The sequence below is a fragment of the Paenibacillus antarcticus genome (assembly GCF_001637225.1).
GTDB lineage: Bacteria > Bacillota > Bacilli > Paenibacillales > Paenibacillaceae > Paenibacillus_AQ > Paenibacillus_AQ antarcticus.
This window is the reverse complement of sequence record NZ_LVJI01000015.1, coordinates 116,402-129,202: the sequence shown is the minus strand read 5'-3', so window position 1 is coordinate 129,202 and position 12,801 is coordinate 116,402. Positions and strand designations below refer to the sequence as shown.

Below are 12,801 nucleotides of genomic sequence, written 5' to 3'. Positions count from 1 at the left end.
CCTCTAATTTATGAATATAGCATCAGGATGCTGTTGCTCCGTACCCTAGTCATTATTATCGTTGTGATCGTTAAACTCATGCTATCTGCTATAAAAAATACGTGGAGGATACTGCCTATGATACGAATGAACATCTTAGTTGTGGATGATGATCCTGAAATTCGGGATGTCCTTCATATATATTTACGTAATGAAGGTTATCTCGTTGTGGAAGCTGAAGACGGTGTGCAGGCTCTGGAGATCCTGCAACATGAGAAGATCCATTTGATCATTCTGGATGTGATGATGCCGAATTTGGATGGAATTAATGCCTGTCTGCGGATCAGAGAGGAATCTGATATCCCGATTATTATGCTTTCAGCTAAAGAAGAACCTCTGGACAAAATCACAGGGCTATCGACAGGGGCGGATGATTATGTAACCAAACCGTTTAATCCACTAGAGTTAATCGCTAGGGTGAAAGCTCAGTTAAGAAGGCAGCAATTTATTACCTCAAGCGATATCTCAGACTCATCTGAAATTGTTATTGATGATCTTATTATTAATAAGAACCAGCATACGATTACTGTCCATGGCCAGAGGTATCTTTAACTCCGATTGAATTTTCCATTCTAGTCTTGTTAGCCACATATCGTGGGCAAGTATTCAATATTGATAATATTTATCAAAAGGTCTGGAAGGACCAAACGGCTTTTTACTCCGAAAACACTGTGATGGTACATATTCGGAATATCCATGAGAAAATTGAAATCAAACCGCGAGATCCTCAGTATATTAAGACCGTTTGGGGAGTGGGATATAAGATTGATAAATAAAATTTGGTCTGTATTGAATGGCAAACGAAGCATTCGTGTTCAAATGCTCTGGGCATATATACTTAGCCTTTTCCTCGCCACGATTACCAACATTATCATTACTGAAATTTTGCTCCGATTTTTCCCCGATATTTATTTTCAAATATCATCATTTGTGTTTTATTTGGTATTGTTCATTTTCTTCTTTTTTCTGTTCTGCTAACCATCCCTATCCTCCGATACTTCCGGGTCATCACGGACGGATTGCAGTCGATCGCAGGAGGGGATCTGGAATATCGTATTCCTTTGTCTAGGCAGGATGAGTTGGGAAGTGTTGCACACAATATCAATCATATGGCTGAACAATTACAGCAGCAATTGGAAAAAGAACGCCAAATTGAACAATCGAAAATGGAGCTCATCACCTACGTTTCTCATGATTTACGAACACCATTGACTAGTATTATCGGCTATCTAGATTTACTAAAGACACCTAAATGTCAGAATGAAGCCGAGCGAGCACGCTTTATTAATAATGCCTATAACAAAACGCAACAGCTAAAGAAACTGATTGATGACTTATTTGAATACACAAGGCTGACTGATGGTGATATCCGATTATCTTTTCAGGAAGTCGACTACCATAATTTAGTGAAGCAAATCATTTCCGAATTCGAACCCGTTGCCAATGAGCAGCAGATCACCATTTTACAAGATATCTCTCCTATGCCCTTACTCGTTCACATGGATATTGAAAAAATGGTCAGAGCGATTGATAACCTATTAATGAATGCCCTGAAATTCTCTATTCGTCCTGGGGAAATCAAGGTTCATCTTACCGCTCATGTACAGGAAGAGCAGGTCATTTTATCCATTGAAAATGTGGGTAAACCGATCTCTCTTGAACAAGAGCATCAATTATTTGAGCGTTTCTATAAGACGGAGCCATTCCGATACGAGTACAATACACCGACTGGTTCAGGACTAGGACTTTCGATTGCTAAACATATTGTCGAACTGCATGGCGGACGAATTTGGTTGGAGCATGATGAGGGTCATTACAAGTTTTATATGGAGATTAAAAAGATCCACCCACTCTAAGATGTAACGTTACTAAACTCATCTATCTATGCCCGTCTCTTTCATATCTATCGCAAGTTTTCTCACATATCTTCCAATCCTCACGCTGACCTCAGCTCGCATATAATCTTTAGTCATCGTAAATTGATTCTCAACTCCCCGACAAATATAGCGATAGGTGAGTTCGGAATCATTCTTGATGTCTTCAAATACGCGGATATTTCTTTCGAAAAGAACCTTTTTGGATTTCTGCATATCCTCTCGTATGTGGTTAGCAAGCACTTTGGCGGCTGTGGAGTAGAGTAACTTAAGCATCTGAGGTGACATCTCTACTTCGAGGATCTTTTTCTCAACAATGTGGAGTGCGACAGGAAGAAGGATGTATTCGCGCATCATGTCCATTTCCTTTCTTGTTAGAGGTTCTTGAGGCTTAGAAGAGGTGTCATTGTGAATAGACAAGGCTAACGATTGTTCTTTGTGTTGAGGTAGCATCATACGACTGGATTCCCACAATCCATTGCCCTCTAGTTTTTTACTCATTTATAATGACCTCCGATTTTTTGTGATCTTTCTAATGCCTGGCCCGAAGAAGTTAGTGAAGATGCTCTTATAATAGCCGCACTGCCGTATCGATCTTTTATCTTATCTGTGACTTTATCTAAAGACCGTAATTTGATCTGATCTTCAAATAAAGTCAATTGATATTCCTGATCAGATGCAAAGTTACTAAGTGTTAGGCCAATTCGACGCACAGGAAGGGTATCCCAGTAACGATAAAAGAGTGTTTTGGCGGCTTCAAAGACGACGTTCGTGTTATTGGTTGGATCGAGCATCTTCATCTGTCGAGAGAAACCTGTAGGATCTTCGTAAGGGCTACACATGCAACTTACTGAAATGACGGAACCCATATAACCTTTGCGACGACAGTCGCGGCAGACCTCTTCTGTGAGCTCTAGAAGTATCGTATTCACGTGATCCATTTCAATATAGTCTTTATGCAATGTGATCATATGACCGACGGACTTTGGTGCTGTATTAAAAGTACCTGGTGTCACAGGGGAGTCATCTAAGCCGTTAGCTGTTCTCCACATGACCTCCGCTTGAATGTTACTTTGTTTCCCGAAGCGCGCTCGAAATTGTTCTTTCAAACGTGGCAAGGGCGTTCTCGCAATATCACCAATGGTGTGCATCCCTAGACGTAAGAAGTGTGAGGTCATGCGAGATCCTACGCCGAACATTTTGTTTACGGGTTGTGGCCATAATAGTGTTTCGATGTCTGATTTAGGTAAGGTGAATATGCCACTTTCGTTCTTTTTTGCCCAAATGTCAGTTGCGATCTTGGAAAGCATCTTATTGGAGCTAATACCTACCCGTACATTCACGCCTGTCTGTTTAAGAACTTTCTGTTGTATGGATTGGGCCATCGTTGTAGGATCTCCGAACATACGTAGACTTCCGGAGACATCAAGGAATTGCTCATCTATGGAAAATATCTCTACGAGGTCGGTATACTCCTTGTAAATTTGTGTGATCATAAGCGAAACATCGATATAATGTTGCATTCTGGGACGCATGATGACCAGATCAGGGCATTTGTTCAGTGCTTCACCTAATCGTTCTGCTGTAGTGACTCCATAACTCTTGGCTATAGGACAGGCGGCTAGAATAATACCTGAGCGACGCGCGGGATCACCAGCTACAGCAACAGGTCTATCCTTGTATTGAGGATGCTCTACTTTCTCCACACTAGCGTAGAAACTTTGGCAATCCGCCAGAAAAATAACCCGTTCACGTTGCTCGCGCATATTAATCGCCCCCACGTAAGCTCATAAGCATAGTGAATAATTCTGCCTTTATTAGACCGCGTAACATATTGAAATGATGAATATAACCACGAACTTTATATTCAACCTCAATGCCGAGTGTATTCATTTCTGTATTCAAAATAGTAATATGTCGTTGCTTCATTCTGTTCCTGAGGCTTTGTAATATGGGATATATGGATTGTTCAACATCTCTCAGCTGACAAATAACATAATGGTATATGATTTTATCTTTGTAGATCGTTAAATGATCCATATCCCGTGCTAACATATCTAACAATATAGGGAGCAGGGTGTAGTCCTTAATGATTTGAATATCCTCTGCTGTTTCTATACTTGGATTAATACTCATATTTCACACCACCATTATAATGGGAACATATATTCTTGTTTTATTATACACCGAACGGACGTTCGTTATGCAAGTGTATTTTTTGGAAGATGTCCATCGTTTGAAGGATAGATAGGATAGCTCTGTCTCCACCGATTCGCAAATGCATACGAATTACAGAATCGGATATACCGTCATTAGAATTGGAATAAATCGGCTTTGATTTTTCTTAGAGAACTTGATATAGTTAGCGCATAATTTGATTGCGTACAATTAAATAGCTCAATAGATACTGTTGGTTCTAAAACAATAGTAGATTGGAGACATAGCTAATGAGAAACAGAACAAACATGCAAATAGCCATGCAGTTAGGTGCAGGGTTTGGGATAGATTCGGGTGCATGGAGAATGCCAGGTGGTGATCCGACGGCTTATACGAATATGGATAGCTACGTGAAACTAGCACAAACTGCTGAACGAGGAAAGATCCAAATGTTATTTATGGCAGATACACCGGCACTGGGTGTTGACTTAACTAATCGACCACCCCAAAGCCCCATGGATCCTATGTTGGCATTAACAGTAATCGCAAGAGAGACAGAGCGAATTGGACTCGTGGCAACCTTGTCCACTACATTTAATGATCCTTATAACGTAGCCCGGCAGTTTAAAGCATTAGATGTCATAAGTCATGGCCGTGCAGGATGGAACGCAGTAACTACTTCAAATCAAGCAGCTGCGGCAAACTTTGGTAGTCAAGTTGCGAGCCGTACGGAAAGATACGAGAGGGCGCACGAGTTTATTCAGCTGGTTCAAGCATTATGGGGCAGTTGGGAAGAAGGCGCAATGACACTAGACGTGGAAAAGGGTATTTACGCTAATATGAATAAGATTAAACCCATTAATTTAGGTGGGAAATACTTGTCTTCTCATGGTCCATTACCGATTCCTCCATCTGAACAGGGACAGCCGGTCATTTTCCAAGCAGGTGGGGGGCAGGAGGGACTAGAGCTTGCAGGTCTTTACGCTTCCGGCGTGTATGCTAGTCCTTACGATATTCCCTCGGCTAAAGCTTACCGAGAAATGGTGCGTCAGAGCGCAGTAAAATTTGGGCGTAACCCTGATGAAGTAAAAGTGTTACCAGGTTTTATCCCTTCGATTGCGTCAACTGAAGATGAAGCAATCGAACGTCGAAAACAGCTTGATGGCTATACCGATTTGACTGGTAAAGTGAGTTATTTGGGGGCGATGCTCGGTGTGCCGTTGTCATTTGACGATATAGATCGCCCTTTATCGCCAGAATTACGGAAGTATGCTAAGGCAAACCCACAGGACCCTCGGTCTCCACGGGCATTAGAATTGGTGATGCGAGGTATGACCATTCGCGATGTTTTGGCACATGGAGTTATTAATTATCACCCAGTAATTGCGGGAACTCCTGAGCAGGTAGCCGATTTTATGGAGGAATGGTATGTTTCAGGAGCCTGTGATGGTTTTGCAATCCAGCCAGATGCCAGCTTTGACGGTGTTTCCGATTTCGTAGATTATGTCATACCGATTCTACAAAAGCGTGGCCTGTTCCATAAAGATTACGAAGGGACTACTTTACGTGAACATATGGGAGTGTCCTATCAATATGGACTCCGATTATAGAGTATAAACTAAACTCGACCATTTCCGTTAGCTTCATTAGAACTAAGAAAGCATCTCCAGATACTGAGGAGATGCTTTCTTAGTTCTATGTAGCTAAAAAAACGGTACTGATTCTTACTACAATTCCAATAACATCATTTGAATTGCAAAAGTGGATACTCCATTTTTGTTGTTATAGTTTGGTCTGTTGAGGATTTTTTGGAAGAGATCCATCATTTCAGATATAATAGAATCAGAGCATAACAACGGCTTATTAAAAGTCTATACATAATGGAGGGTACAGATGATTGTACATAAAGGTGAGATTTTGTTCCGACAAGGAGATAGTGGTGAATATCTATATCACATTAAGCGAGGGCTTTTTAAGGTGACTCGCCTACACGAGAACGGGAATATGGTGCTATTCAACATTTTGTATTCGGGTGAGACTGTCCCACATCACTCGCTCATAACGGCTAAGGAAGCACATGGTACTGCTATTGCATTGATGCAAAGTGAGGTAGAAGTGATACCTGCAAAGGAATGGTATAGCCAACTCGTGGAAGATCCTACAAAACCAATGGAAATTGCACTTTTACTCCAGGAGAAATTACGATTTATGCAGCAACGAGTAGATCATCTGACCGTCGGTACCCCTGCTGAGCGTCTAGAATTATTAAGCGAATGGCTACACGATTACTCGCATGGAGTAGATGTAACAGAACTGCTGACACAAGAAGAGATCGGTCAATTGATTGGTGTGCGAAGAGAGACGATCAATCGTTTGATGCGATTGAAATAATGAACTACTCAAATAAGGGTCTGTTCCTCAGGTAGTATACACCTGGTGGAACAGACCTTTTATGAATACATTCTATTCTGAAATTGTAGTTAACTCTTTATTATTCTTCTAAGCTACCGGCTGGACCGAAGAATTCAAAATGGATTCTTTCCTGCGGTATTGGCCACTCCTGTAGTGCTTTAAATATAGTCTTCATAAAAGGGGTAGGACCACAGAAATAGAAATCAGAGTTTGGATTTGCAACTTCCTGAAGCCATGGTAGATCAATGTAACCCGATTTATGTGAAGTGTCCTCTGCCTCAGGAGATTCATAGCACACATAGGATGTCAGATGAGGAAGAGATTGACTTAGTTCCTCAATTAATCCCTTCATTGCATGTAGTCTTCCGTTGATGGCAGCATGAATATACGTTACTTCACGCCCGGGCTGTTCTGTAGCTAATGTCTCCAACATGCTCACCATTGGAGTTAATCCAACACCCCCACTGATAAGAACTACTGGAATGTCTGTACTTTGATCTAGAGTGAAGTCTCCAGCTGGGGCGCTCACTTCTACTACAGTACCAACATCAACGGCTTCATGTAGGTATGTGGATACAATGCCTGCTGGTTTATTCGCGGCTCCGTCTTCTCGCTTGACAGTGATACGATAATAGGGTTGTCCTGCTGCGGCAGATAAACTGTAGTGACGAATGTGAGTGTATTCTTCACCTTCTGGCTGAACGCGTAAGGTAATATATTGTCCTGGCAAATAAGCGGATATTGCGCCTCCGTCTTGAGGAGAAAGGTAGAAGGAGGTGATAAGTTCACTCTCTTTTATTTTCTGGCTTACGACAAAGTTTCTGAATCCACTCCAGCCGCCTGGCGCATCAGCTACGTTATGATACATATCTGTTTCAATACCGATAAAAGCATCAGCGATGACGCCATAGGCTTGAGCCCAAGCATCTATTATTTCAGGAGTGGCAGCATCGCCAAGTACCTGAGAAATAGCAGCTAATAGTGTTTCGCCAACAATTGGATAATGTTCAGGTAATACGCCGAGTGCACGGTGTTTCTCGGAGATCTGTTTAACTACAGGTAGAATGTTCTCTAATTTATCAATATTTGCAGCCGCAGCAAGCACAGCATTAGCAAGAGCGGCTTGTTGTTTACCTTCACGCTGGTTAGCATGATTGAATATATTCAAAAGTTCCGGATGGTTCTCAAACAACATTTTGTAGAAAGCGGTGGTGATAGTCTGCCCATGAACTTGCAATACAGGGACGGTTGATTTAATAATCTCAATAGTATGTTGGTTTAACATATACATGACCTCTTTCTTACATTCTAATATTATATTTGCTTCTCATAAAGCATATAAGAGACATGAAAGCTAGAGTGTGTTTTTCGTCACAATAAAAGTTGATAAAATGTGAACGAAATGAATATTGCAATGATATTACTCACGATCTACTTTATTATCCTGCACAAGGGGAAGAGATTGGATACAAAGTGCTCTGTTAAACGAAGGGATATCTTGGTTTTGAAATTAGAGGTTCAGAAACGCTCTGGATGGTGATATAATAAAAATAGAACACATCCCTAAAGAGAAAGGATCAGGATACCATGTGTCCCCGAAGGAACATTCCCCAAAGGACGATCTGGAAACGTTATGATCACTCATACACTTAGCGTCTCTCGTAGAGAACCGTCGGATAATTCATGACAACCTCTGCGAAAGAAGGAAACTAAGTATGCGAAGGACCGTGTCATATAAGTTTTCTCCACGTAGAAGGTTGTCTCATTAATGACAAACAAACTACGATAAAGAGGGAACTTGTATGAGGAAAAGAGAACAACTGATTTCTACGTTACAACATATCGCTGTACTATTATTTGGAACATTTTTATTAGCTTTTACGTATTATCACATTAATTTTCAGAATCATTTAACAGAAGGTGGATTTGTCGGCCTTGCCCTACTAGGGAAGTACGTACTAGGTTTGCCGCCAGCATTGAGCATACTGGCATTGGATATTCCTGTAATGGCGATTGCGCTGTTTCTAAAGGGACGTAAGTTCCTTGTGAGTACGATGATCGCAACAACATCCTTTTCGATTTTTTATGCGTTATTAGAGCGCTATTCTGTTATCGTTATCGATCTACAGCATAATTTATTCATCGCCGCACTCTTGTCAGGAATACTGACGGGATTTGCTACTGGTATTGTACTACGCGTTGGTGGTGCAAGTGGTGGGGATGACATACTGTCGCTTCTTGTCAGTCGTTGGACTGGGATAAAGCTTGGTACAGTGTTCTTCCTGTTTGATGGTATTGTTCTATTGCTTTGCCTATTCTATATGCCGTTAAGAGAGACGTTGTATACGATTCTGGCTGTTAGTATTGCTGGGCAAATGATTACGTTGACTGTCAGTTATGGTGCTAAGAAGACTGCAACGAACCCCGTATTACCTAAAGGGATTTCACCTCAACCCGTTAAGTCGAAGACTGTACAGGTTATGCAAAGTGCACATTAATGATGTGGTACGATGGAAGGCCTTTTTCATAATATAAGTATTCCAAGGGCGGTCGTGTCCAATCCATGAAAACCACTAAGTTGTTGAAACTTAGTGGTTTTTGCTGTCTAAGAACGGATGAATGGGCATGTGCATATGCTGTGCTATATGAATGCTCAATAAATGGAGGTAAGAACGATGGAGAATGCTCCGGCTCAGCATATTCTTTTTCAGGCCGATCCTAATATGACGCAACAATTCCGACAAGTTAGAGAACATATTCATCAACAGATCAAGGGATGTGTACATCGAAAGATTCGTGTACAAACGATCAATGGTTGTACCTATGAGGGAGTACTCATGAATGTTGAAGGGGGCATGTTATTCCTAAGTGTTCCAGCAGCTCCTTCAATGTCACGAGCTTACAATCCTTATTATAACAATGTGATTCTGCCACTCGTCTTATTTGAATTATTGGTTATCGTATTACTCATGTAATGAATTTCTCATAAATGGCATTGTATACTTTTCTGAATATATCAAAAAGGCAGCTTCTCTTATGATATGAGAAGCTGCCTCTTGCATGTTTACGACATATTATTTAAACAACGAACGATACTCAGGATATCCTTCTTCTTCTAGCTCCTCGATGGGGATAAAGCGAAGCGCTGCAGAGTTAATACAATAACGAAGACCGTTCGGTCCTGGTCCATCATTGAATACATGTCCTAGGTGAGAATCTCCCTCTTTACTACGAACCTCTGTACGAACCATAAAGTGGCTGGAATCGACCAATTCTCGAACCGTATACTCACGAAGAGGGCGTGTGAAACTTGGCCAACCGCAACCCGAATCGAACTTATCAAGTGAGCTGAACAGAGCTTCACCAGAGACAATGTCGACGTAAATTCCTTCTCCATGATGGTCCCAGAACTCATTGCTGAACGCAGGTTCTGTACCGTTTTGTTGTGTAACTTGATATTGGATAGGAGTTAAACGCTGTTTAAGCTCATCTTTATTCACGGGTGTTGACCACACGCTTTCGAGGTAATCTTCACGTCCTGAACCTTTGCGATAACGTTTATAATGACCTGGATTCTTCTTGTGGTAACCTTGGTGATAACCTTCCGCCTCATAGAAAGGACTAGCAGGCAGGATTGGCGTTACTATCGGTTTATCGAAACGTTGACTCTGTCCTAATGCCGATTTAGATTGTTCAGCCTGTATACGTTGTTCCTCGGTATGATAGAAGATGGCAGTTGCATAGGAGCTACCTCTATCATGGAATTGTCCACCTGCATCAGTAGGGTCGATCTGTTGCCAGAACAATTCAAGTAATTTGTCATATGGGAAAACGCTAGGATTGTAAGTTATTTCAACGGCTTCTACATGTCCAGTTGTATGCGTACATACTTCTTCATATGTAGGATTCTCTGTGTGTCCACCTGTATATCCAGAGACGACTTTAATGATGCCTGGAAGTTCCTCGAACGGGCTTACCATGCACCAGAAACATCCACCTGCAAAAGTAGCCTTTTCATGTATAGTTGATTGAGAATTGCTCATGTTATCACTCCGTTTCTTTGACTATAAATGATATAGGTCACTTCTATTATAAATCATTTGGTTTCCAAAAACCAAGAAAGTGGATAGTGGGGCCTTTTGTTCAGCTGATTTTAGACTTGTTCCTCTGTCTATATACAAGGAGTACGATACAAACAAGGAGCAGGTATCCCAATATAAGGGCTGCGGATACATAAGGTCTTGCAACTAGATTGCCGCCCAAATAGGCGTAAAGTAGTATGGCTGGAATTTTGCCAAGGATGGTGGCGAGAGTAAATGTCCAGAAGGAAATAGATGCAACACCCGCAAATACATTCACAACCATCTGTGGGACGATAGGTAATAGACGTGCGACGATAATAGCCATAAAAGGGTGAGACTCCATCATACTAGTGAAGGATTGAATAGAACGTCTTTGGCTCAGATAACGTCGTCCTTGTTCGCGAAATGCGTATCTCACGATGGCATACACAAGTACTGCGGCAAGTGTGGTTCCTAACCAGGCGATTAGAGTAGCCCACACGGTGCCATAAGCATATCCCAAAGCGGCGATGACTACTTTATATGGAATGATGGGAAAAAGGGCTAACAAAGTCGCCATGAGAATCAAAAAGGTCGGTGAGTCATTATTGTTTACCCAGTCCCAAATGGTGTCTTTGTACATAAATGCTACTCCCAATAGGAGTACATAGACAAGCGGTAACAGTAGCTTCTTCATAAGAAGTCCTCTCTTGAAAAGGTTTCAAAGTGTATCATACCAAATTTAGTGGAATAAAATGATAGCCAACTTTAAAATCTTCTTAATTACAATGGTTTGCTATAATATAGAAAAGCATAATGATTTATTTTGTTGTAGAAAGGTTGAGACAAATGGACGAAGATTACGATAAATACAAGGAACTATCCGTCGAAGAACAGGTTATACAAAGTTATCGACAAGACGAGGATATGATGATTCTGGTCTTTGCTCAGTGGTGTATTAACCACAACCTAGATCCTGAAGCGTTGTATAGAGAAGCTTATCCTCATCAAACTAACAATGAACGATTGATACACGTTCTGGGGCTCACAGTATCCAAAGAAGAAGCAGGAGATATTCCGGATGAGACACTGCTAGGTGTGCTCTCGCTTTTCGGAAATGATGATCTTGCTTGTGTTGTTACGGAAGCAATAAGTCGCAGGGCTTGATGTTATTATATTTCGTATTATTAATCGGTCTCAGATCACATAGAAGATGTATAACAAGAAGTTGAAAACAAGTGGCGTTCCTGAAGTTATGCTTCGGAGCGCCACTTGTTTATTGGTGAACACATCAATCGATTACTCACTACTTCAGTTGTTCACGATTAGCGATGCGGAATTGCTTCGGAGACATGCCAAAACGTGCTCTGAAGACACGATAGAAGTATGTGTAATTGGCGAATCCTGAAGTTTCTGCTACATTCTCAAGTGACATAGGGCTGAATATAATGCGTTCTCGTGCCATATCTAACTTCACGTCAATCGTGTATTGCATAATGCTAGTATCGAATGTTTCCTTGAATAGATGAACAGCACGGGAAACGCTGATGCCAACGTGGCTTGCTACATCATCTAATTTGAACATATGCGAGGCATTCTCTTCAATGTAATGTTTAATTTGATAGGCTAAATAACTTTTGTGCGTCGTTGTTGGTTGTTCTTTGAGCTGACGATCTAGTTCTAGGCACAGAATCTTCATATAATATCCTGAAATCTCGGGGTATGGATTCTCCATTCGGCGTTGCTCAAGTGCGATCTGTCGAAAAAGAATCAAGAAACCTTCGTTAAGAGGTAATTTCATACGAGTAGGTCGAGCTTGAGCATTCCACCATTTGTCTATCCAGGGCCCCCCGAAAAAAATATGGTAATCCCCACTTTCAATTGTTAATTCGCCGAGTGAATTGATTTCTTTATCTATTTTTAATTCATAGGGCTCAGAGGGAGAATACAGCAGTAAGTCTCCTGACTCAATCAGACCTAACTGACCATCGTATCTAGCGCGACAGCGTCCATCGGTTTGGAAGCGCATGAGATAGGTGTTTATACCATTTACGTCTAGTTGTGAAGTGTAGAAAGGTTTTTTATGGAAGGAGAAGCCGGCCACATATACTTGACACGAGTCTACATTGATCATCTTTCAGGCTCCTTTTTAAAAATTATGACCAGATTGTTCATGTTTGGATCATATTATTCATTTTAATATAAATAAATTTGGAATACCATGTAACTAGATAGATTGAACTAAAGAAGAGACCTCA

Annotated in this window: 13 protein-coding genes and 1 pseudogene; 7 read left to right on the top strand and 7 right to left on the bottom strand. The window is 41.2% G+C overall.

Annotated elements, in window-relative coordinates; all coding sequences use genetic code 11:
* Positions 1 to 117: 117 nt before the first annotated feature.
* Positions 118 to 815: pseudogene (locus tag PBAT_RS10585) on the top strand (response regulator).
* 117 nt (positions 816 to 932) lie between these two features.
* Positions 933 to 1,895 (top strand): HAMP domain-containing sensor histidine kinase, encoded by a 963-nt coding sequence (locus PBAT_RS25950; protein WP_420848760.1) that lies wholly within the window; start codon positions 933 to 935, stop codon positions 1,893 to 1,895.
* A gap of 18 nt (positions 1,896 to 1,913) precedes the next feature.
* Here PBAT_RS25950 and PBAT_RS10575 read toward each other — a convergent pair whose 3' ends face one another.
* From PBAT_RS10575 to PBAT_RS10565, 3 genes are read right to left on the bottom strand one after another with little or no spacing between them, the layout of a single operon-like run.
* A complete protein-coding gene (locus PBAT_RS10575; RefSeq protein WP_068649313.1) occupies positions 1,914 to 2,414 on the bottom strand; it encodes a YhjD family protein in 501 nt (166 codons plus the stop codon).
* Positions 2,411 to 3,679 (bottom strand): DNA polymerase IV, encoded by a 1,269-nt coding sequence (locus PBAT_RS10570; RefSeq protein WP_068649311.1) that lies wholly within the window; start codon positions 3,677 to 3,679, stop codon positions 2,411 to 2,413. Before PBAT_RS10570 ends, PBAT_RS10575 begins: the two co-directional genes overlap by 4 nt.
* A 1-nt stretch (position 3,680) precedes the next feature.
* Entirely contained in the window at positions 3,681 to 4,049 is a 369-nt protein-coding gene (locus tag PBAT_RS10565) for a YhjD family protein (protein WP_068649309.1), read from the bottom strand.
* A gap of 311 nt (positions 4,050 to 4,360) precedes the next feature.
* Between PBAT_RS10565 and PBAT_RS10560 the strand changes: the two genes are divergently transcribed.
* Together PBAT_RS10560 and PBAT_RS10555 are read left to right on the top strand one after the other, a co-directional pair.
* Complete coding sequence (locus tag PBAT_RS10560) at positions 4,361 to 5,680, top strand: NtaA/DmoA family FMN-dependent monooxygenase (RefSeq protein ID WP_068649307.1); 1,320 nt, start codon at positions 4,361 to 4,363, stop codon at positions 5,678 to 5,680.
* Between the two features lie 283 nt (positions 5,681 to 5,963).
* A complete protein-coding gene (locus PBAT_RS10555) occupies positions 5,964 to 6,461 on the top strand; it encodes a Crp/Fnr family transcriptional regulator (RefSeq protein ID WP_068649305.1) in 498 nt (165 codons plus the stop codon).
* Between the two features lie 100 nt (positions 6,462 to 6,561).
* On the opposite strand, the gene hmpA is transcribed toward PBAT_RS10555, so the two are convergent.
* Positions 6,562 to 7,767: an NO-inducible flavohemoprotein gene (hmpA, locus tag PBAT_RS10550; protein WP_068649303.1), complete on the bottom strand. Its 1,206-nt coding sequence runs from the start codon at positions 7,765 to 7,767 to the stop codon at positions 6,562 to 6,564.
* Positions 7,768 to 8,284: 517 nt separating this feature from the next.
* Between hmpA and PBAT_RS10545 the strand changes: the two genes are divergently transcribed.
* Together PBAT_RS10545 and PBAT_RS10540 are read left to right on the top strand one after the other, a co-directional pair.
* Positions 8,285 to 8,980 carry a YitT family protein gene (locus tag PBAT_RS10545; protein ID WP_068649301.1) on the top strand — a complete coding sequence of 232 codons (696 nt, stop codon included), beginning with the start codon at positions 8,285 to 8,287 and terminating at the stop codon, positions 8,978 to 8,980.
* Between the two features lie 177 nt (positions 8,981 to 9,157).
* A complete protein-coding gene (locus tag PBAT_RS10540) occupies positions 9,158 to 9,457 on the top strand; it encodes a hypothetical protein (protein WP_068649299.1) in 300 nt (99 codons plus the stop codon).
* Positions 9,458 to 9,556: 99 nt separating this feature from the next.
* On the opposite strand, the gene msrB is transcribed toward PBAT_RS10540, so the two are convergent.
* Both msrB and PBAT_RS10530 read right to left on the bottom strand, forming a co-directional pair.
* Complete coding sequence (gene msrB, locus PBAT_RS10535) at positions 9,557 to 10,525, bottom strand: peptide-methionine (R)-S-oxide reductase MsrB (protein ID WP_068649297.1); 969 nt, start codon at positions 10,523 to 10,525, stop codon at positions 9,557 to 9,559.
* A gap of 100 nt (positions 10,526 to 10,625) precedes the next feature.
* On the bottom strand, positions 10,626 to 11,240 hold the full coding sequence (locus PBAT_RS10530) for a TVP38/TMEM64 family protein (protein WP_068649296.1): 615 nt from the start codon (positions 11,238 to 11,240) through the stop codon (positions 10,626 to 10,628).
* A 152-nt stretch (positions 11,241 to 11,392) separates the two neighbouring features.
* On the opposite strand from PBAT_RS10530, the gene PBAT_RS10525 reads away from it, so the two are divergent.
* The gene (locus PBAT_RS10525; protein WP_068649294.1) at positions 11,393 to 11,710 is read left to right on the top strand and encodes a hypothetical protein; all 318 of its coding nucleotides are present in this window, start codon (positions 11,393 to 11,395) and stop codon (positions 11,708 to 11,710) included.
* A 139-nt stretch (positions 11,711 to 11,849) separates the two neighbouring features.
* Here the strand turns inward: PBAT_RS10525 and PBAT_RS10520 are convergent, their stop codons facing one another.
* Positions 11,850 to 12,677: an AraC family transcriptional regulator gene (locus PBAT_RS10520; protein WP_068649291.1), complete on the bottom strand. Its 828-nt coding sequence runs from the start codon at positions 12,675 to 12,677 to the stop codon at positions 11,850 to 11,852.
* Between the last annotated feature and the right edge of the window lie 124 nt (positions 12,678 to 12,801).

Coding starts and splice junctions, on each gene's coding strand:
- PBAT_RS10575 (WP_068649313.1), bottom strand. CDS start 2,414: ATGAGTAAAAAACTAGAGGGCAATGGATTGTGGGAATCCAGTCGTATG.
- PBAT_RS10570 (WP_068649311.1), bottom strand. CDS start 3,679: ATGCGCGAGCAACGTGAACGGGTTATTTTTCTGGCGGATTGCCAAAGT.
- PBAT_RS10565 (WP_068649309.1), bottom strand. CDS start 4,049: ATGAGTATTAATCCAAGTATAGAAACAGCAGAGGATATTCAAATCATT.
- PBAT_RS10560 (WP_068649307.1), top strand. CDS start 4,361: ATGAGAAACAGAACAAACATGCAAATAGCCATGCAGTTAGGTGCAGGG.
- PBAT_RS10555 (WP_068649305.1), top strand. CDS start 5,964: ATGATTGTACATAAAGGTGAGATTTTGTTCCGACAAGGAGATAGTGGT.
- hmpA (WP_068649303.1), bottom strand. CDS start 7,767: ATGTTAAACCAACATACTATTGAGATTATTAAATCAACCGTCCCTGTA.
- PBAT_RS10545 (WP_068649301.1), top strand. CDS start 8,285: ATGAGGAAAAGAGAACAACTGATTTCTACGTTACAACATATCGCTGTA.
- PBAT_RS10540 (WP_068649299.1), top strand. CDS start 9,158: ATGGAGAATGCTCCGGCTCAGCATATTCTTTTTCAGGCCGATCCTAAT.
- msrB (WP_068649297.1), bottom strand. CDS start 10,525: ATGAGCAATTCTCAATCAACTATACATGAAAAGGCTACTTTTGCAGGT.
- PBAT_RS10530 (WP_068649296.1), bottom strand. CDS start 11,240: ATGAAGAAGCTACTGTTACCGCTTGTCTATGTACTCCTATTGGGAGTA.
- PBAT_RS10525 (WP_068649294.1), top strand. CDS start 11,393: ATGGACGAAGATTACGATAAATACAAGGAACTATCCGTCGAAGAACAG.
- PBAT_RS10520 (WP_068649291.1), bottom strand. CDS start 12,677: ATGATCAATGTAGACTCGTGTCAAGTATATGTGGCCGGCTTCTCCTTC.